This window comes from Nocardia sp. NPDC058519 (assembly GCF_042719755.1).
In the GTDB taxonomy this organism is placed as follows: domain Bacteria; phylum Actinomycetota; class Actinomycetes; order Mycobacteriales; family Mycobacteriaceae; genus Nocardia.
This window is the reverse complement of the sequence record NZ_JBHXNK010000035.1, coordinates 33,596-50,869: the sequence shown is the minus strand read 5'-3', so window position 1 is coordinate 50,869 and position 17,274 is coordinate 33,596. Positions and strand designations below refer to the sequence as shown.

Below are 17,274 nucleotides of genomic sequence, written 5' to 3'. Positions count from 1 at the left end.
TCAGACCAGCTTCATCCGGCGGGCGGCGAACCGCACCGCGCCGGGTGCGATCCGGTTGAACCGGTACTGCACCCACGATTCCGGCGTCACCGGCACGATCTCACGCCCGGTCCGCACGGCCTTCACGATCTGCGCCGCCACCCGGTCGGGGGTGTAGCCGCGGCGCTCGTACAGCTTGTCGAACTTCTGCTGCGCGGCTGCCTCTTCCTGCGCGGAGACACCCGAGATACGGGTGGTGGCAACGATATTCGTGTGCACGATGCCCGGACACACGGTCGACACCGAGACGCCGCGCTCGGCCAGTTCGGCACGCAGGCAGTCGGAGAACATGAACACCGCCGACTTGCTGGTGGCATAGGCCGCCATATCGCGCTGCGGACTGTAGGCGGCCATGCTGGACAGGTTCACGATGTGCCCGCCGAGCCCACGATCGGCCATCGCCGCACCAAATGCCCGGCAGCCGTTGACGACACCGCCGAGGTTGATCCGCAGGACGCGGTCGAACTCCTCCGACGGCGTGTCGAGGAACCCGCCTGCCTGACCGACACCGGCATTGTTGACCAGTACATCGGGCACGCCGTGCGCGGCGATCACCGTGTCGGCATGCGCGCGCACCGCGTCCTCGTTCGACACATCCAGCGGATAGGAGTGCGCCACACCACCTTCCGAGGCCACGAGCTCCGCGGTGGCCTTGGCGGCGAGCTCGTTGACATCGGAGACCACCACTTCGGCACCGAGCCGCGCGAATGCCAGCGCGGTCTCCCGGCCGATGCCACTGCCCGCACCGGTGACGACCACCAGCTTGTTCTCGAATTCCCGCTGCGCGGTACCTACTTCGGCCCTGGCGAGCCCACGCGATACCGCGGCCCCGTCGAGCGCGTCGATCAGCTCGGTGGTCGCGGTGGCGAGGAGTTCCGGGTGGGAGAACGGCATCCAGTGCCCGGCGGGGACGTCGCGACGCCACAGCCGGTCGGTCCACTTGGCCGAATCGTCGTACCCGGCGGGCCGCACGGCGACATCGCGGCCCGCGACGATCAACTGCACCGGCACCTCGGTGCGACGCTCACGCGGCGAGAGCATGCGCGCCACGATGTTGGCGCGATAGATGAGCAGCCCGTCGACCATGTCGCGGCGGAACGTCGGGCCGAGCTTCACATTGGCGGCCGGGGTGTCGTTCATGATGGAAACCGCGCGCTGCCAGACCTTTTCGGTGCCGATGGCGTTGAACGTGGCACGCGGCAGCCCGGGGGTCATGAAGAAGAAGGTGTAGGCCGAGGAGGCGAGCTGGGTCATCGGCTGCCACACATTGCGCAGGGTCGGGCGGGAGAGCCGGTCGCGCACCCAGCTGGACAGGTGGTCGAGGTTGGGGCCGGAAACCGAGGTGAAGGAGGCGACACGCTCGGTGGCCTGCGGCTCGCACACCGCTTCCCACACCTGCACCGAGCCCCAGTCGTGGGCGAGTACGTGCACGGGGCGGTCCGGGCTCACCACGTCGATCACGGCGTAGAAGTCGCGGGCGAGTTCGTCGAGGCGGAAGTCGTCGGTGCGCTGGGTGCGGGTGGATTCACCGTGCCCACGGGTGTCGTAGGCGACCACGTGGAAGCGCTCGGTGAGCAGCGGAACCACCCGGTCCCACAGGTGATGAGTGTCGGGCCAGCCGTGCACGAGCACGATGGTGTCGGCGGCCGGGTCGCCGTATTCGAACACGGCGATGTCGAAATCGCCGTTGCGAACGGTGCGCTGGTTCACGGGCTGCGGGCTGTCGTTCGTCATGATCTGTCGGACTCCCTGTCCACTGAGTTGTCCCCGAGGAAATTCACAGGTCGAGCACCAATCGCTCACCGCGGGAACGCGATACACACGCGAGCATGGCACCTTCGGCATGGTCGGCATCGGAGAGCACGGTCTCGCGATGGTCTGGTTCGCCCGACCTGACCCGCACCACACAGGTGCCGCAGAAGCCCTGCCTGCACGAATAGGGCTGGTCGGGGCGCGAATCGAGAATGGTGTCGAGCACGGTGCGGTCGGCGTCGACGGTGACTACCGCACCGCTGGAGGCGAATTCGATCTCGAACGGTGTGCCGTCGACGACCGGCGGTGGGGAGAACCGCTCGAAATGCAGTTCCACTTCGGGCATCTCGCGCACCGCGGCGACGATCGCCGTGGTCATCGGAGTGGGGCCGCACGCGTAGACGGCGGTGCCAGGGCCGACGCCGCCCAGCAGATCCGCCGCGGCGGGCAGACCGTGTTCGTCATCGGTGCGCACGACGACATTCGCACCGAAACTCTCGATCTCGGCCAGGAACGGGATGGTGTCGCGGCTGCGCCCGCTGTAGACCAGCGTCCACGGCACACCGAGTCGGTGCGCGAGCCTGGCCATCGGCAGGATCGGCGTGATGCCGATGCCACCGGCGACGAAATGCAGTCGCTGCGAAGGTGATCCGTGCCCCGGCACCGCGAACGGGAAGGCATTGCGTGGCCCGCGAACCACCAATCGGCTGCCGACCGGTAGTGCGTCGTGCACCTCGATCGAGCCGCCGCCACCGCCGGGAATGCGACGCACCGCGACCCGGTAGGCGCGCTCGTCGGCGGGGTCGCCGCACAGCGAGTACTGCCGCAACCGGCCCGACGGCAATTCGAGGTCGAGGTGCGCGCCGGCCCACCAGCGCGGCAGGACCCGGCCGTCGGGCGACTCGAGGCGCAGGCTCACCACGTCCTGGTCGTGCGCTTCGATCCGGCGTTCGGTCACCACCACGGGCAGGCGGCGGTCGTCGACGCGCGGTCGCAGATCATTGCGGTTGACCAGCGCGGTCCAGCGCAGCCGCGCGGTCGCGACGGCGTCGAGAATCCTGATCGCCGGGTCGTGCCGCCGCTTTCCGTAGAGGTCGGCCGGGAAGTCGCGAGTGGTCACGACGCGGCCGCGCGGGCACCCGGCGAAGCGGCCAGGTAGGCGATGGCCTGCGCCGTGGAGCCGACGGATTGTGGGTTGTACCCGGGCTGGAAGGTCGACAGCGCACTCGCCAGCAACGACGGAACGCCGGGCAGCGCACCACGCCACATCGCAGCGAACACCCCGGCGAGCACCCGCAGGTAGCCGTGATCGGGCAGCTGCGGATCCTGCCGCACGAGGAACCGCGCCCCACGCACCAGCACGACCAGGAAGATCGGGAACACCAGCGTCATCGCCGCGCAGCGGCGCACGTACCCGACACCGAAGTATTCCGCCACGTCATGGGCGACATTGCGATGCTCGACCTCCTCGGCGCCGTGCCAGCGGAACAGATCGACCATCCGCGGGTCGGCGCCGAACTTCTCCAGGTCGGCATTGAGAATCCAGTCGCCGAGCCAGGCGAAGAAGTGTTCGAGGCAGGCGATGAAGGCGAGCCGTTCCACCAGCATCTGCCGGCCTGCGCGATCGTCGCCGCCGCGCGCGCCGAGCGAGATGCGGAACAGGTATTCCATCTGCCGCAGGTAGGGGCTCGCGTCGACGCCGTGCGCGGTGAAGACGTCGTCGAGCACCTTGCCGTGGGTCTGCGCGTGCATGGACTCCTGGCCGATGAAGCCGAGCATGTCCTCGCGCAGCTTCTCGTCCTTGACGTAGGGCAATGCCTCGCGATAGGTCTCGATGAACATGCGCTCGCCCTCTGGCAGCAGCATGTTCAGCGCACTGATCAGATGACTGGCGAACGGCTCATCGGACATCCACTGCAGCTCTACGCCCGACCAGTCGAAGTCGACATTGCGCGCCTGCAATGCCACCACGCCCGGATCTACGTCCGAACTTTCTCTTCCCCAAGGAAATAACTTCATCGGTACTCCTCGATCAACCGAGCACGATCCTCCGTGCACCAGGCCGCAACGTTGCGTCCTGCTCGGTAGAACCGATGATACAACTAACCATAACTTTACGTAACACCTAAATCTGTCACTTCGCTGCACCGAAGATCGCCAGCGCGACCGGCGCCGCCACCAGCAACGCGCAGATCACGGCATTGACCGCCTTGTACTCGGCCAGAATCCCGACGTATTCGCGCAGGATGGCGCTGGGCAGGTAGTAGCGCGCGGTCGGCGCGCCGACGGCCTGGGCGTCGAGCCCGACCGACCGGGCGAGCAGCGCGGTCCGCAGCACATGAAAATTGCTGGTGACCAGCAGGATGCGGCTCCCGATCCCGCGTCGGGCGAGCAGTTCCCGGCTGAACAGCAGGTTCTCTCGGGTGGTCGTCGAGCGGTCCTCCCGCAGGATCTCTTCGTCGGGGACGCCGTGTTCGACCAGGTAGGCGGCCATCGCGGTGCTTTCGGAGACCTTCTCGTCGGACCCCTTGCCACCGCTGGTGACCAGCAGCTGCGACGGCCCGTGCGCGCGATCGGTGTGCCAGATGCCCAGCGCGCGGTCGAGCCTGCTCGCCAGCAGCGGCGGGACCCGGTCACCGAGCAGGCCGGAGCCGTGCACCACGATCGCGACGGCGTCGTCGGTGCGGGTCACCCAGCTGTAGACGACCGAATAGAGCAGGAACGCGACCAGCACGAAGCCGAGGTAGGCGGCGACGAGCACGACCGCGAGCAGCAACACCCCGAACACCATCCACTCGGCGATCACCGCCATCACCAGCAGCACGTACGGGATCAGCAATGCCACACCGAGCCCGAAGGAGAGCAGGTTCGCCGGGCGCACGCCCTCGCGGCGCAACATCACCACACCGTTGAGCATCAGCAGCCCCGCCAGCACCAGCACCAGCAGCGGCGACAACGCGAGCGCGAAGAAGACCAGAATTTCGGGGCCGGCCCCCTCGGCGCCCGAGCCGATCAGCGCGGCGCCCACACACAGAATTCCGAGCAGCAGCAACACCGCGTTGCCGAATCGGCGCCGCTCCTGACGGAAGCACAGCACGAACACACCGAGCAGAACGACACCGATCGCCAGCAAGATCACCTGGCCCACCCTAACGGCGGCGCCGACGACGTCGCCGCGTCATCCACCGAGCCCTCGGCGGACTCGACGACTTGTCAGGAATGCGCGCCATCGCGTGGTCGGGTTCCAGCCACGGTCCCGCCCTCGGGTCAGCGGGTAACACGCGAAGCCGATCAACGCCGCCCCCGCGTGGCCCACATCGGTGAACGTGCGGTCCAGGAAGACCGGTGGCACACAGACCGCCAGGACGCCGAGGACATACAGCGCGCGCCACGGAAGCAGCACCCGGTAGGCCAGCACGGCCGCGACTCCGGCCAGCCCGTAACTGACGCCCACGTCGAGCGCGAACGCCGCCCGCTCCGGGGCTCTGTCGTGCCGAATCGCCCAGAGCAACACGCCTTGGCTGAGATAGGTGGCGCCGACATGCGCGAGGACTACCACGACCAACCACCGCAGGGAGCCGAGCCATCGTTCGGCGTTCGCGTGCACGAGGCTGAACAGCACGGCGTAGACCAGCCACCCGCCGCCGTCGGTCCAGAACGCGCTGCCGATCAGCACGCGGATCGGGTCGTCACCGAGACGATCGAGGTTGGTGGAGCGATGCCCGAGCCAGATTCTGGCTTCCTCGGGTGAGAGCCGCAGCTGGATCGCGGTGGTCACGCCGAGCGCTGCCAGCCACAGGTACGTCCCCGGGGCGCTGCGGATCCACCGCCACACCGCCGCGGCGGCCGCCCGCACGCTGCCCGAGGCGCTCACCACGCCAGTGTGCCAGTCACCGATCACGGTTCCGGGCATCCTCGCCGGGCGGTTGTTTCCCCGGCCGATCGCCGGGTAGGCGGCAAGCAGAGCCGTCCACCGACCCGGGAACAGGAGCAGGGCTATGCCCCAGCAAGCATGGAGTGCCAAACGCGAACGCCAGTACGAAGACATCAAGAAATCCGAGCGCGACCGTGGCCGTAGCGAGGAAAGGGCCGAGGAGATCGCCGCGCGTACGGTCAACAAGACGCGCGCCGAGCACGGCGAGACGAAGGGGTCGGGCAAGTCATCGCGATCCGGCGGTTCCGCGCAGCGGCGTGGCGGTCAACAAGCCAAGGGCAGCGGCAAGACCCGTGATCAGCTCTACGAGGAAGCCCGTCGCCGCAATATCGACGGCCGCTCCAAGATGAACAAGCAGGAACTGGCGACTGCCCTCGGCCGCGGCTGAACCCACCGCGAAAGGTTCGCCATGCGGCTCGGCAGCAGCGAACTCGAGCCGCGCTCGCAGATCTGAGGAGCAAGTGCGCCGGGCGCGGGTGAGTGGGAGGCCGAAATGACCATGTATGTCGGCACTTCCGGCTGGCAGTACCGCGACTGGCGCGGCGTGCTGTACCCGGCGGGGTTGCCGATCAGGCGGTGGCTCGAGCATTACGCGCAGGGGTTCGCGACCGTCGAGTCGAACAACGCGTTCTATCGATTGCCGAGCCGGGAGAACTTCGCGGCCTGGCGCGAACGCACACCCGACCACTTCGTGATCGCGGTGAAGGCGAGCCGCTATCTCACTCATATCAAGCGGTTACGTGAGCCGGCCGAACCGGTGACGCGGCTGCTCGACCATGCCGCTGGCCTGGGTGATCGGCTCGGCCCGATCCTGCTCCAGTTGCCACCGACCCTGCGCTCGGACCCGGATCTGCTCGACGACTGCCTGCGCTGTTTCCCGGCCTCGGTGCGGGTGACGGTGGAACCGCGCCACGATTCGTGGTGGACCGACGAGGTGCGATCCGTTCTGACGTCTCACAACGCGGCCCTGACCTGGGCTGACCGAGATTCCAGGCCGATCACGCCACTGTGGCGGACCGCCGGCTGGGCGTATCTGCGACTGCACGCGGGCCGCGCCGCTCCCCTGCCGTCCTACGGCAAGCAGGCGTTGAGCGGGTGGGCCCATCGGCTGCTCGACACCTGGTCCGCCGATGACGACAGCTACGTCTACTTCAACAACGACCACGGCGGTGCGGCGGTGGGTGACGCCGTCGCCTTCGCCCATCTCGCGGCGGGCGAAGGCGCCGACGTCACCCGGGTGCCCGACTTACCGATCAGCGAACCGACGGCGTCGTGACCCCACGGTGAGCCGTGATCACCAGCCGGGATCGGTGTCGAGGGGGACGTTGATCCAGCTCGGGCGCGCCGGGTCCAGCTCGAGGTGCTGGGTCCGCAGGCCGCTCTCGTTCAGCAACGGGCGCAAAGGGATTCCGCTGGGGAAGTTGCTCGCGAAGACATCGACGCGCAGGCGGTGACCCGGCAGCAGGACACCGTCGGTGGCACGGATGCCGATGTCGATCGTCGTCGGCTCGCCGGGCACGATCGGCTGACGGGTGTCCAGGGTGAGGTACGGATACGGGTCGGTGTAATCGCCGTTCGGCGAGCGGGTCGCCTTGGGCTCGTCGACCGTGCGCAACGACGCCACCAGCTGGCCCTGCGACCAGACCGTCGAAGTACCGTCGGGTGCTACATCATTGACGGTCACCGTCCAGTAGCCGTCGGTCGCGTCGAGCACGGTGTTCAGATGCGCGGCGATCGACCCGGAGATCCTCGTCGGCTGCGATACCGGCGCCGAGGTGAAGGTGAGCGCGGCACCCTCGCTGATCCGGGCATCCTTCGAACAGACATCGGGAAGCGGAACCAGTCCGGCTGTGCCCTGCGCGGCATCACGCGAGCAGATGGTGGTCAGGCTCGGGTCCACCGAGAGACGCTGTGCGGCACCGGGAGCGGTACGCAGGCTGCCGTCGTGGCGGGCGCCCGGCGCGGTGCCGGAGGAGGCAGCGTCGAGATACATCCGCCGGTGCTGCATGCCCGGTCGAGGGAAGGCGACGTCGGTGGTCCACTGATCACTTCCCTGCTGCCACAACGTGACCGGGTCGTAGCGGTCGATGCCGTTGTCGATCCCCTTGAGCCACTTGTCGAACCACGCGCGTTGCAACGATTCCAGGGGCGCCGGCGCACCCGGCTGCCCCAGGCCCGAGCTCAGCGTCCCGTGATAGACATCGTCCATCACGAGCTTCTTCTGCTCGGCGGGCACGTTCACCGCGTTGTAGATGCGCGGGGTGGAGTAGGTGAAGATGTCGTGCCAGCCGCCGTAGAGGAAGGTCGGCACCTGCACCTGTTCGGGCGAGCCGACCCAGGCAGTCCGCAGTGGGCTCTCGTCGTCGAGGATCGCGGCCATCTCCGGCGGGATCTGGTCGATGCTCGGGGTGGTCAGCGCGGCGATGAGCACGTTGAAGAAGGTGAACGGGTCGCGCACCCGGTCGCGCAGCCAGACCCAGTCGAATTTGCCGGTCAGCATCGACATCACATCGGGCACCAGTTTCGTGCCGTCGACAGCGAGCAGCCAGGTCGGGATGAACCCGATCCCGAGCGCGCCACCGGGGGCGGCGACATCGCGGATCAGGTCGCTACCGGGCACGACCGGGAAGATCGCCTCGAGCGCTTCGGGATGACGCTGCGCGGTGTGCAGCTGGTTGATCCCCGAGTAGGAGACGCCGCTCATCCCGATCTTGCCGTCGGACCAGCCCTGCTTCGCCGCCCAGTCGACGACCTCCACGCCGTCGAGCTGCTCGCGTTCACCGAACACCTGCCAGGTGCCCTGTGAGAAACCTGTGCCGCGCACATCGACGACCACCTGGGTGTAGCCGCCGCGGATCAGGTTCCGGTCGACGCCGAAGGTGCGCGCCGCGCCGCCGGGCAGCGCGTTCATCATGTCGCTGAGGCTGCTGAATCCGAACGGCGAGAAGTCCAGGTTCTGCAGCACCGGCAGCAGCAGGTCCGACAGGCCTGGCACCGCGAGTGCCGAGTCGGCGAGGTTGGTGACCAGCTTGGTGTAGGGCGTCAAGTTGACGATGGTGGGTGTCGGCTCGGAGACCGGCTGACCATCCGCACCGGCTGGGTGATAGACGTTGGCTTTCAATACGGTGCCGTCACTCATCGTGATCGGGACGTCCCACTCGATGAAGACGTTGGGGTATTGCTGCGGACCGTTATGGGTGGCGATGAACTGAGCGTCGAGACCCTCGGCGTTCGGCGATGCCTGTCCGACCGGTGCGGATGCGACCGCGCCTGCCAAGACGACGACGGATGCGACCAGCGCGGCCAGCCGCCCGCGATGTGTGATCATGCTTCGGTTCACCCCTCGACCATCGGGAACCACAACGTTCCCGTACCGGGAAGTAACGTAGCGTGGGTCACGTTCGATCGCAAGAACATGTTCTGGGCAATCCTCGATCAGCGCCCGCGCGCACTCCGCGGCCACCGCCTGACAGAATTGGCACTGTGACAGCGCCCGAACTCGACGACGGCCGTCTGTACCGCGGCGCCGCACCGGGGCAACGTCAGCAGGAACGCCGCACCCGGCTCATCGAAGCGGCTACCGACGCCTTCGGTATCGACGGCTACCGCAACGCCACAGTCACCATGATCTGCGCGGCGGCAGGCGTCGGCAAACGCTACTTCTACGAATCCTTCACCGACAGTGAGGATCTGCTGCTCGAGGTGTATCGCGAGACGGCCGCCAGGATGATCGAGGCGATCCATACCGGCCTTCGCGATGCCGACGCCGATGTCGAGACGCAGGTGCGCGTCGCCCTGACCGCGTACTTCCAGCTCATCCTCGACGACCCACGGGTGCCCAGGATCGCGTTCTTCGAGATCCTCGGTGTGAGCCCCGCCGTCGACCGGGCCTACCACAGCGTTCTCGACGCCTTGGTCGACATCTGCTTCGCCCTGGTCACCCCGCACGTCGACCTGGAAACCCATCCCGCCGTCAGTGTGCGCACCGTGCTGCTCGGACTGGTCGGCGCCATCGTGATCATCGCCCAGAAGTGGGTGCTCGACGAATACCGCCAACCGCTGACCGATGTGGTCGACAGCGCGTGCCTGGTGGTCGACGCGGTGCTGACGCGGATCGGCCCGGCCGGCGGGTGACCCGCCGCGACATCAGCGGTCGAGCAAGGCCCGACGGTCAGACTCCCGCGGTGAATTCGGCGAATCGCCGCGCGATCTGCTCAGGGTATTCACCGTTGATCGCGTGCGACGCGTCCGGCCAGACCTCCACCTGCGCGCCGGGAATCAAGCGTGCGGTGGCGGCGGCCTTCGCCGAGTCGTGCACGATGCTGCGGCCCGCGAACAGCGCGAGCGTCGGCACCGTGATGGCGCGCAACTGGTCCTCGGTCGGGCGCGCCAGCAGCGGCTGCGCGCCCCGGTAGTCCTTCATCCCGGACGCGATCAGCCGACCTTCCGGCACCGACTCGTCGACCGGGACACCACCGGAGATCCAGCTCAGGAGCTTGTTGCGCAGGCTCGCGGGCATCATCGGGATCGCGCTGCCGAGCGAGACGACGATCATCTTCCAGCTCAACGGCGCGAAGGTATTCGCCGGATCGAGCAAGGTGATCGAAGCGGCGCACTCGGGCCGGTGCAGCGCGGTCTGCACGGCCAGGTTCGCGCCGATGCTCACGCCGAGCAGATGCGCGCGCGGAACACCCAGTCCCGCAATTGTTTCCGTCACCCAGGTCGCCTGGTCGGTACCGTCGGTCAGCTCGCGCCGCTGGGTGCTCGCGCCCGGCTCGCCGATGCTGTCGACCGACCACACCGTGCGCTGCGCCATCAGGCTCGGCAGGTTCGACCTCCACATCGGTGTCGAGGCCTGGCGCCCCGACAGGAGCACGACGGGAATGTCGCCGCCGGGTCCGAATCGATACGCGCGGACCGGCCCGAAGGAGGTCGAGATCGCGCCCATCGCGTCAGGTTTCGGCAGCAGCGCCATGCCGTCCACGTAGGCGGCGGCGAATCGATCGAAGCCCGGCCGATCGGCGAAGTAGCCGATCTTGCCCGTGGGTCGACCGATCTTGGGATCCAGGAACAACGAGTCCTCGGCCATCGGGCGAGGATAACCCGCGCGACCGACCGCGTTCCCCGACATCGCTGCCTATCTCGCGCATGCCCGCCGGGCCGTCGACGAAGTCGCCGCGGCACAGCGGGCCGTGCACGACGTCACCGATCTCAGCCGCGACTCGCTTGAATACCTTTGCAGCCCAGTATGCCTCGGCGAACCGTCGCCGTAGACGATCGCCTCCTGCAGTGCGGTCCACCGAGGTGTGTTCACATCGTCGACCTCGACTCCCGCGGCGATCAGCATCCGCACGGTGCTCACATGCGCGTGCTCGCTCGCCGGGATGAGCGCCGTACCGCCGTAGCGGTTCACACTGCGCAGGTCCGCGCCGTGGCGCAGGGTCGCCGCGAGGATCTGGTCGAGGCCCTCGGCGCCGGCGTAGAGGTAAGCGGAGTCCTGGAGGTCGTCCTTGGCGTTCACGTCGGCGCCCGCCTCGATCAGCGCCACCGCGGCCTCGCTCGCCTTGTTCTTGGTGGCGGCGACCAGTGGTGTGCGCCCGTTGTCGCCACGTGTCTCCAGGTCGGCGCCGCGGGCGATCAGGTCGCGGACCAGGGCGGTGTCATCGGCGACTGCCGCGTCGTAGAGGTCGTCGTCCAGTGTGTGATCGAGCTGCCGAGTCGGCGGTGCGGCGGACCCGTCCGGAGTGACGACGGGTGAGGTTGCGGTCGCGGCCGGTGGTGCGGCGGTTTCCGGTGTTCCCGGGTCGGCGGAGCAGGCACCGATACCCACCGCGAGAACCGCGAGCGCGAGCACGGCCGCGCGGGGGCCACGAGCTGTCGGGCGAGCCGTGTGCATAGGTGTCTCCTCTGGTCAGGTCACCCTCCACCGTGCCCACCCGGTCGCGCCACGTCCAGGACGCAGCGCCGATCACCACCATCGACACCGTCTATGTGCCGTGGTGCGGCGAGCTCCACCCGCCGTATCGGAAGCGAGCGGGATCGCGGTAACCGCCGGGTGAACAGCGCAGAACCATCGCCGGTGCGTATTGCCCTGTGCGACAACCGTGCCCAGACTGGGTGTCTGTTACAGAACGAGCCGAAGGATGCGCGATGCCGTTTCTGCTGATCTCCGGAGTCTTCGTCGCCAAAGGCGCACAGCCCGATGGTGATTCGGTGCGTTTCCGGCCCGACGACCCCGCCCTGTGGGACCGGGTGGGCGGTCCGCATCGGGTCAAGCGCAATGCCTCGGGGGCCGCGCAATTGCGCCTGGACGGTATCGATTCGCTCGAAACGCACTACACGCCCCGGCACGGCACCCGCATGCATCAGCCGCTGCCGCTGGCCCGTGCCGCCGCCGAGGAATTGCTGGCATGGCTGGGATTCACCGGTGTGGTGCGCAATGCGAGTGAGACGGTGACCAGCACCGACCAGGCCGACGTCCCCGGTTTCATCCTCACCCGCGGCGCCGACCTGCACGGGCGATGCGTCGCGTTCGCCGGTCGGGGGCCCGCACCCGGCGCCTCGGGCAGCGAGACCTTCGTCGACGTCGCACTCCTGCGGCTCACCCTCAACCACCATCAGCTGGCGACCGGCCTCGCCTACCCCACGTTCTATCGCAGCCTGTTCCCCGCCTTGCGCGAGGAATTCGCCGCCGTCGCGAGTGCCGCCGCCGCTGCGGGGCTCGGGGTCTGGCCCGCCGACGCGACAACGACCGGCGCCACCCTGACCTCACCGACTTCGCTGACCGACGACATCGTCCTGCTTCCGAAACTGTTCCGCCGCCTCGCCGACTATCTCGAACTCGGCGACGGCGACCTGTCGCTGGACGGCTTCCCCGCCTTCCTCGCCCAGGCGGCCGACCGGTTCTTCATCCTCTCGACCGGGCACTCCACCACCGGCCTGGACGTGATCACGGTGATCGACGGCGCGACGGTCCGCCTCACGCACCCGCCGACCGATCTGGTTTTCGACGAAAAGTAGGCGCCGACCCGTTGATCGGCGCCATCTCCGGGTAACCCCGGAACATGACTACTCACGAGAACCGACAACTCGACGAGGTCATCGAGCGGTTGATCATCCGGTACCCGACCATCGCACCCGCTGAGCTCGCCAATATCGTGCACAACGTCTATGACGCGTTCGGCAAGGTGCACATCCGCGACTATGTTCCGTTGCTCGTCGAGCACCACGTGAAGGAAGAACTCGGCAGTCCGACAGGAGAGATCCCACCCATCCCGGATTGATCGGGCGGGCGGTCCCGCTAGCGTTGACGTAGACCACGCCAACCATGAGGAGGTCCGCATGCCAGACACCGTCCGCGGAGTCATCGCCCGCGCGAAGAACGCGCCGGTCGAAACCGTCGACATCGTGATTCCCGATCCGGGACCCCACGATGTGGTCGTCCGCGTCCAGGCTTGCGGGGTGTGCCACACCGACCTGCACTATCGCGAGGGCGGGATCAACGACGAGTTCCCGTTCCTGCTCGGTCACGAGGCCGCCGGTGTGGTCGAGTCCGTCGGCGCCGCCGTGACCCATGTGGCCGAGGGTGACTTCGTCGTCCTCAACTGGCGCGCGGTCTGCGGCGAATGCCGAGCGTGTCGGCGCGGGCGCCCCTGGTACTGCTTCGACACCCACAACGCCAGCGTCCCGATGACGCTCACCGACGGCACACCGCTCACCCCGGCCCTCGGGGTCGGCGCGTTCGCCGACAAGACCCTCGTGCACGAAAAGCAGTGCACCAAGGTCGATTCCGAGACCGACCCGGCCGTCGCGGGTCTGCTCGGCTGTGGCGTGATGGCCGGGATCGGTGCCGCCATGAACACCGGGAATGTCTCGCGCGGTGACAGCGTCGCGGTGATCGGCTGTGGTGGCGTGGGCGACGCGGCCATCGCCGGTGCGCGCCTGGCCGGGGCCTCTACGATCATCGCCATCGACCGCGATCAGCGAAAGCTGGACTGGGCCAAAGACTTCGGTGCCACGCACACCATCGACGCGACCAGCGAAGACGTGGTCGAGCGAATCAAGGAACTCACCGGCGATTTCGGTGCCGATGTGGTGATCGACGCGGTCGGCCGCCCGGAAACCTGGCAGCAGGCGTTCTACGGGCGCGACCTGGCGGGCACGGTCGTCCTCGTCGGTGTCCCGACACCCGACATGAAGCTGGAGATGCCGCTCATCGACCTGTTCTCGCACGGTGGCGCGCTGAAATCCTCCTGGTACGGCGACTGCCTGCCCGAACGTGACTTCCCGATGCTCATCGATCTCTTCCGTCAGGGCCGACTACCGCTCGACCGGTTCGTCACCGAACGGATCGACATCGACGGGGTCGAGCAGGCGTTCACCGCGATGGCCGAGGGCAAGGTGCTGCGTTCGGTGGTGGTCTGGTGACCCGCATCGAAAGAGTCGTCACCTCGGGCACTTTCGCGCTCGACGGTGGCACCTGGGATGTCGACAACAATGTGTGGCTCATCGGTGACGACGACGAGGTGCTCGTCATCGACGCCGCCCATGACGCCGACGCCATCGCCGCGGCGGTCGGCGACCGTCGGGTCACCGCCATCCTGTGCACCCACGGCCACAACGACCATGTGACCGTCGCCCCGGAACTGGCGCAGCGCCTCGACGCGCCCGTCCTGCTCCACCCCGGCGACGAGCCACTCTGGCGCATGACTCACCCGAACGCCGACTACCACTCCCTGGCGGACACCGCGCGAATCACGGTGGCGGGCACCGATATCGACATCCTGCACACCCCCGGCCACTCCCCAGGCTCGGTCTCCCTGCACGTCCCCGACCTCGCGGCCCTGTTCACCGGCGACACCCTGTTCGCGGGTGGCCCCGGCGCCACTGGCCGTTCGTTCTCCGACTTCGACACGATCATCGATTCGATCCGGGACCGCCTGCTAACACTCCCCGAGGAGACAACGGTCCACACCGGCCACGGCGACACCACCACCATCGGCACGGAGCGGCCCGCGCTCGCGGACTGGATCGCCCGCGGACACTGACCGCGCCGGGAACGGCTTCTCGCGCGTGGCTCGCTGATCAGCGGTGGGCGCGCGTGTAGGCGCGGGCGCCGAGCGCGATGGCCACCAGGCCGAGGAAGATCGCGATCGCCGCGCCGACGATGCCGTTTCCGGTGCCAGGGCCGCCGCCCGCGGTCGCGAAGCCGATCGCGCCGACGACAGCCGCGACCGCGCCCGCGCCGATCGCGATGAACGATCGAGCTGGATTTCCGGCGCGGACCACTGCCCAAATACCCACGAGCACGGCGGCCAGGCCGAGGAACGCGGCCGAAGTCGCGAAGAAACGGTCGGTCGTCATGCCGTAGGAGTCGGCGAGGGTGGTTGTCGCCGCGGCGGCGGGCGCGGCGGACAGCAGGATGAGTGCCGCGGTGACAGCGGCTGCGGTGAGCGGGCGAATGGACATGGGTGCTCCTCGTGGTGCATAGACCTGATGCGGTCGTCGGTGAACCTGGCAGCCGATGGTGGCGGGCCTGCTGTGCTCAGACCTGGTGCGGTCGGTTCTGGCAGGCCGACCGATGGTGGCGGCCGGTTCTGGTAGGACGGGTTCCATCGTCGACGGGAAAGCAGGTTGGGTCATCGTGCGGCGGTGGACAATTCGAGGTGACGCGGCCGCGGTATCGACTACCGCGAGTGGGGCAGGAGCTGCGCGGATACCGCAGCCGTGGTAGTCGGTGGATCATCCGTGCGCGGGATTCGCCCCGGAGGCGAGCGGGCTAGGGTTTCCGCATGGGCAGAACCGTCGACTGGGTGATCGCCGTCGGCGTGGGCGCGGTGCTACTCGTCTCCGGGCTGAGCCGCGCGCATTCGCCCACCGATCTCGACTGGCTCGGCTACGGGCTGCTGGTCGCGGGCGGGCTCGCACTTGCCGCGCAACGCCGGGCACCGGTAGCGGTGCTGGTCGTGACCGGATTGTGCGCGCTGGGCTACCAGGCGCTCGGTTTCGATGTGCCCGCCGTCGCCTTCCTGTTCGCGGTGTATTTCGCGGTCCGCGCGGGCCATCGAATGGTTGCCGTGCTGGTCTCGGTGGCCGTGCTCGCCGCCCTGCCCCTCGCGGCGCTGGTCTCCCTGCACGACACCACCCAAGCGCTCGCCCGCGCCCGCGACGCACTCGAGATCGCGTGGCTCATCGCGGCGGGCGCCGCCGGTGAAGCGCTACGCCAAGCCGAGCGGCGCGCCGACGAGGCCGAACGCACCAGGGAGGAGACCGCGCGACGGCGGGCCGACGAGGAACGCCTGCACATCGCGCGCGAGCTGCACGATTCACTCACCCACCAGATCTCGGTGATCAAGGTGCAGTCCGAAGCCGCCGTCCACGTGGCACGCAAGCGGGGCGAAGAGGTCCCGGAAGCACTGCTGGCCATCCGCGAAGCCGGTCGCGAGGCGGCCCGCGAGCTGCGCGCGACCTTGGAAGCCCTGCGTGACGACGACACCTCGCCGCGTCCGGGCCTTGCCGACGTCCCCGATCTGGTGGAGCGCGTCCGCACCACGGGTTTGGCGGCGACTCTCACGATCGAGGGCACGCGCCAGAACGTGCCCATCGCTGTCGACCGGACCGTCTACCGGATCGTGCAGGAGTCACTCACCAACATCACCCGCCATGCCGCCGCCGCGACCGCCACGGTCCGAATCGATTACCGCACAGACAGTCTCGTCGTCGATATCGAAGACGACGGCACCGCGAAGCCCACGACCGCTCCGGTTCCGGGCGTCGGGCTCCTCGGCATGCGCGAACGGGTCACCGCTCTCGGCGGCCACCTCCACGCCGCACCACGAACCCGGGGCGGCTTCGCCGTGCACGCCGAATTACCGGTGGACAGAACATGATTCGTGTCCTACTTGTCGACGACCAGCCCCTCATCCGCAGCGGCTTCCGCGCGCTCCTCGACATCGAGGACGACATCGAAGTGGTCGCCGAAGCCGCCGACGGCCGCGAAGGTGTCGAGCTGGCCCGAACGCATCTGCCCGACATCGCTCTCATCGATATCCAGATGCCGGTGGTCGACGGCATCGAAGCCACCCGCCGCATCGCCGCCGACCCCGCCCTGTCCGGCGTTCACGTCGTCATCCTGACCAATTACGGTCTCGACGAGTACGTCTTCGACGCGTTACGAGCTGGTGCCGCAGGCTTTCTCGTCAAAGACATCGAACCGGAGGACTTCCTCCACGCCATCCGTGTAGCCGCCCGCGGCGACGCCCTGCTCGCACCTTCGATCACCCGCAGGCTGATCCACCGCTACGTCACCCAGCCCCGCACACCGAGCCCCGGCACCGCCCTCGACGAACTGACCACCCGCGAACGCGAGGCCGTCGTTCTCGTCGCGCAGGGCCTGTCCAACGACGAGATCGCCCGCCACATGGTGATCAGCCCGCACACCGCGAAAACCCATATCAACCGAGCGATGACCAAGCTCCACGCCCGCGACCGAGCCCAATTGGTCGTTCTCGCTTATGAATCCGGTCTGGTCGTCCCTCGAACCCCGTGAA

At 68.1% G+C, this 17,274-nt stretch carries 18 protein-coding genes; 9 read left to right on the top strand and 9 right to left on the bottom strand.

Translation table 11 applies throughout. The features are described from left to right. The 5 genes from ACFWPK_RS29255 to ACFWPK_RS29235 form a co-directional block, all read right to left on the bottom strand. The gene (locus ACFWPK_RS29255; protein ID WP_378921186.1) at positions 1-1,773 is read right to left on the bottom strand and encodes an SDR family oxidoreductase; all 1,773 of its coding nucleotides are present in this window, start codon (positions 1,771-1,773) and stop codon (positions 1-3) included. Between the two features lie 43 nt (positions 1,774-1,816). After that, positions 1,817-2,911, bottom strand: a complete 1,095-nt coding sequence (locus ACFWPK_RS29250; protein WP_378921184.1) for a PDR/VanB family oxidoreductase — start codon at positions 2,909-2,911, stop codon at positions 1,817-1,819. Continuing rightward, a complete protein-coding gene (locus tag ACFWPK_RS29245; protein WP_378921182.1) occupies positions 2,908-3,810 on the bottom strand; it encodes a metal-dependent hydrolase in 903 nt (300 codons plus the stop codon). Before ACFWPK_RS29245 ends, ACFWPK_RS29250 begins: the two co-directional genes overlap by 4 nt. Before the next feature lie 115 nt (positions 3,811-3,925). Next, on the bottom strand, positions 3,926-4,930 hold the full coding sequence (locus ACFWPK_RS29240; protein ID WP_378921180.1) for a YdcF family protein: 1,005 nt from the start codon (positions 4,928-4,930) through the stop codon (positions 3,926-3,928). A 39-nt stretch (positions 4,931-4,969) separates the two neighbouring features. Then, positions 4,970-5,665, bottom strand: coding sequence for a rhomboid-like protein (locus ACFWPK_RS29235; protein ID WP_378921178.1), 696 nt, complete (start codon positions 5,663-5,665; stop codon positions 4,970-4,972). Positions 5,666-5,789: 124 nt separating this feature from the next. Here ACFWPK_RS29235 and ACFWPK_RS29230 point away from each other — a divergent pair, with 124 nt between their 5' ends. Further along, entirely contained in the window at positions 5,790-6,113 is a 324-nt protein-coding gene (locus tag ACFWPK_RS29230) for a plasmid stabilization protein (RefSeq protein WP_378921176.1), read from the top strand. Positions 6,114-6,218: 105 nt separating this feature from the next. Continuing rightward, positions 6,219-7,001: a DUF72 domain-containing protein gene (locus ACFWPK_RS29225; RefSeq protein ID WP_378921174.1), complete on the top strand. Its 783-nt coding sequence runs from the start codon at positions 6,219-6,221 to the stop codon at positions 6,999-7,001. Between the two features lie 18 nt (positions 7,002-7,019). On the opposite strand, the gene ACFWPK_RS29220 is transcribed toward ACFWPK_RS29225, so the two are convergent. Next, a complete protein-coding gene (locus ACFWPK_RS29220; protein WP_378921172.1) occupies positions 7,020-9,053 on the bottom strand; it encodes a CocE/NonD family hydrolase in 2,034 nt (677 codons plus the stop codon). A 155-nt stretch (positions 9,054-9,208) separates the two neighbouring features. Between ACFWPK_RS29220 and ACFWPK_RS29215 the strand changes: the two genes are divergently transcribed. Next, the gene (locus ACFWPK_RS29215; RefSeq protein WP_378921170.1) at positions 9,209-9,859 is read left to right on the top strand and encodes a TetR/AcrR family transcriptional regulator; all 651 of its coding nucleotides are present in this window, start codon (positions 9,209-9,211) and stop codon (positions 9,857-9,859) included. A gap of 37 nt (positions 9,860-9,896) precedes the next feature. On the opposite strand, the gene ACFWPK_RS29210 is transcribed toward ACFWPK_RS29215, so the two are convergent. Together ACFWPK_RS29210 and ACFWPK_RS29205 are read right to left on the bottom strand one after the other, a co-directional pair. Next, positions 9,897-10,814 (bottom strand): alpha/beta fold hydrolase, encoded by a 918-nt coding sequence (locus ACFWPK_RS29210; RefSeq protein ID WP_378921168.1) that lies wholly within the window; start codon positions 10,812-10,814, stop codon positions 9,897-9,899. Between the two features lie 48 nt (positions 10,815-10,862). Further along, on the bottom strand, positions 10,863-11,621 hold the full coding sequence (locus ACFWPK_RS29205) for an ankyrin repeat domain-containing protein (RefSeq protein WP_378921166.1): 759 nt from the start codon (positions 11,619-11,621) through the stop codon (positions 10,863-10,865). 254 nt (positions 11,622-11,875) lie between these two features. Between ACFWPK_RS29205 and ACFWPK_RS29200 the strand changes: the two genes are divergently transcribed. From ACFWPK_RS29200 to ACFWPK_RS29185, 4 genes are read left to right on the top strand one after another with little or no spacing between them, the layout of a single operon-like run. Then, positions 11,876-12,745 carry a hypothetical protein gene (locus ACFWPK_RS29200; RefSeq protein WP_378921165.1) on the top strand — a complete coding sequence of 290 codons (870 nt, stop codon included), beginning with the start codon at positions 11,876-11,878 and terminating at the stop codon, positions 12,743-12,745. Positions 12,746-12,789: 44 nt separating this feature from the next. After that, positions 12,790-13,008: a three-helix bundle dimerization domain-containing protein gene (locus ACFWPK_RS29195; RefSeq protein ID WP_378921163.1), complete on the top strand. Its 219-nt coding sequence runs from the start codon at positions 12,790-12,792 to the stop codon at positions 13,006-13,008. Between the two features lie 58 nt (positions 13,009-13,066). Beyond that, on the top strand, positions 13,067-14,152 hold the full coding sequence (locus tag ACFWPK_RS29190) for an S-(hydroxymethyl)mycothiol dehydrogenase (RefSeq protein ID WP_378921161.1): 1,086 nt from the start codon (positions 13,067-13,069) through the stop codon (positions 14,150-14,152). Further along, positions 14,146-14,772: an MBL fold metallo-hydrolase gene (locus tag ACFWPK_RS29185; RefSeq protein ID WP_378921235.1), complete on the top strand. Its 627-nt coding sequence runs from the start codon at positions 14,146-14,148 to the stop codon at positions 14,770-14,772. The genes ACFWPK_RS29190 and ACFWPK_RS29185 overlap by 7 nt, the downstream gene beginning before the upstream one ends. A gap of 37 nt (positions 14,773-14,809) precedes the next feature. On the opposite strand, the gene ACFWPK_RS29180 is transcribed toward ACFWPK_RS29185, so the two are convergent. Then, positions 14,810-15,193: a DUF6223 family protein gene (locus ACFWPK_RS29180; protein WP_378921159.1), complete on the bottom strand. Its 384-nt coding sequence runs from the start codon at positions 15,191-15,193 to the stop codon at positions 14,810-14,812. A gap of 323 nt (positions 15,194-15,516) precedes the next feature. On the opposite strand from ACFWPK_RS29180, the gene ACFWPK_RS29175 reads away from it, so the two are divergent. Then, positions 15,517-16,614, top strand: coding sequence for a sensor histidine kinase (locus ACFWPK_RS29175; RefSeq protein ID WP_378921157.1), 1,098 nt, complete (start codon positions 15,517-15,519; stop codon positions 16,612-16,614). Then, positions 16,611-17,273: a response regulator gene (locus ACFWPK_RS29170; protein WP_378921155.1), complete on the top strand. Its 663-nt coding sequence runs from the start codon at positions 16,611-16,613 to the stop codon at positions 17,271-17,273. The genes ACFWPK_RS29175 and ACFWPK_RS29170 overlap by 4 nt, the downstream gene beginning before the upstream one ends. Position 17,274: the final 1 nt, after the last annotated feature.

Bases quoted from the DNA above. Each gene is read 5' to 3' on its own strand.
- ACFWPK_RS29175 (WP_378921157.1), top strand. From the start codon at position 15,517: ATGGGCAGAACCGTCGACTGGGTGATCGCCGTCGGCGTGGGCGCGGTG.
- ACFWPK_RS29205 (WP_378921166.1), bottom strand. From the start codon at position 11,621: ATGCACACGGCTCGCCCGACAGCTCGTGGCCCCCGCGCGGCCGTGCTC.
- ACFWPK_RS29210 (WP_378921168.1), bottom strand. From the start codon at position 10,814: ATGGCCGAGGACTCGTTGTTCCTGGATCCCAAGATCGGTCGACCCACG.
- ACFWPK_RS29245 (WP_378921182.1), bottom strand. From the start codon at position 3,810: ATGAAGTTATTTCCTTGGGGAAGAGAAAGTTCGGACGTAGATCCGGGC.
- ACFWPK_RS29180 (WP_378921159.1), bottom strand. From the start codon at position 15,193: ATGTCCATTCGCCCGCTCACCGCAGCCGCTGTCACCGCGGCACTCATC.
- ACFWPK_RS29230 (WP_378921176.1), top strand. From the start codon at position 5,790: ATGCCCCAGCAAGCATGGAGTGCCAAACGCGAACGCCAGTACGAAGAC.
- ACFWPK_RS29195 (WP_378921163.1), top strand. From the start codon at position 12,790: ATGACTACTCACGAGAACCGACAACTCGACGAGGTCATCGAGCGGTTG.
- ACFWPK_RS29220 (WP_378921172.1), bottom strand. From the start codon at position 9,053: ATGATCACACATCGCGGGCGGCTGGCCGCGCTGGTCGCATCCGTCGTC.
- ACFWPK_RS29170 (WP_378921155.1), top strand. From the start codon at position 16,611: ATGATTCGTGTCCTACTTGTCGACGACCAGCCCCTCATCCGCAGCGGC.
- ACFWPK_RS29255 (WP_378921186.1), bottom strand. From the start codon at position 1,773: ATGACGAACGACAGCCCGCAGCCCGTGAACCAGCGCACCGTTCGCAAC.
- ACFWPK_RS29200 (WP_378921165.1), top strand. From the start codon at position 11,876: ATGCCGTTTCTGCTGATCTCCGGAGTCTTCGTCGCCAAAGGCGCACAG.
- ACFWPK_RS29190 (WP_378921161.1), top strand. From the start codon at position 13,067: ATGCCAGACACCGTCCGCGGAGTCATCGCCCGCGCGAAGAACGCGCCG.
- ACFWPK_RS29225 (WP_378921174.1), top strand. From the start codon at position 6,219: ATGACCATGTATGTCGGCACTTCCGGCTGGCAGTACCGCGACTGGCGC.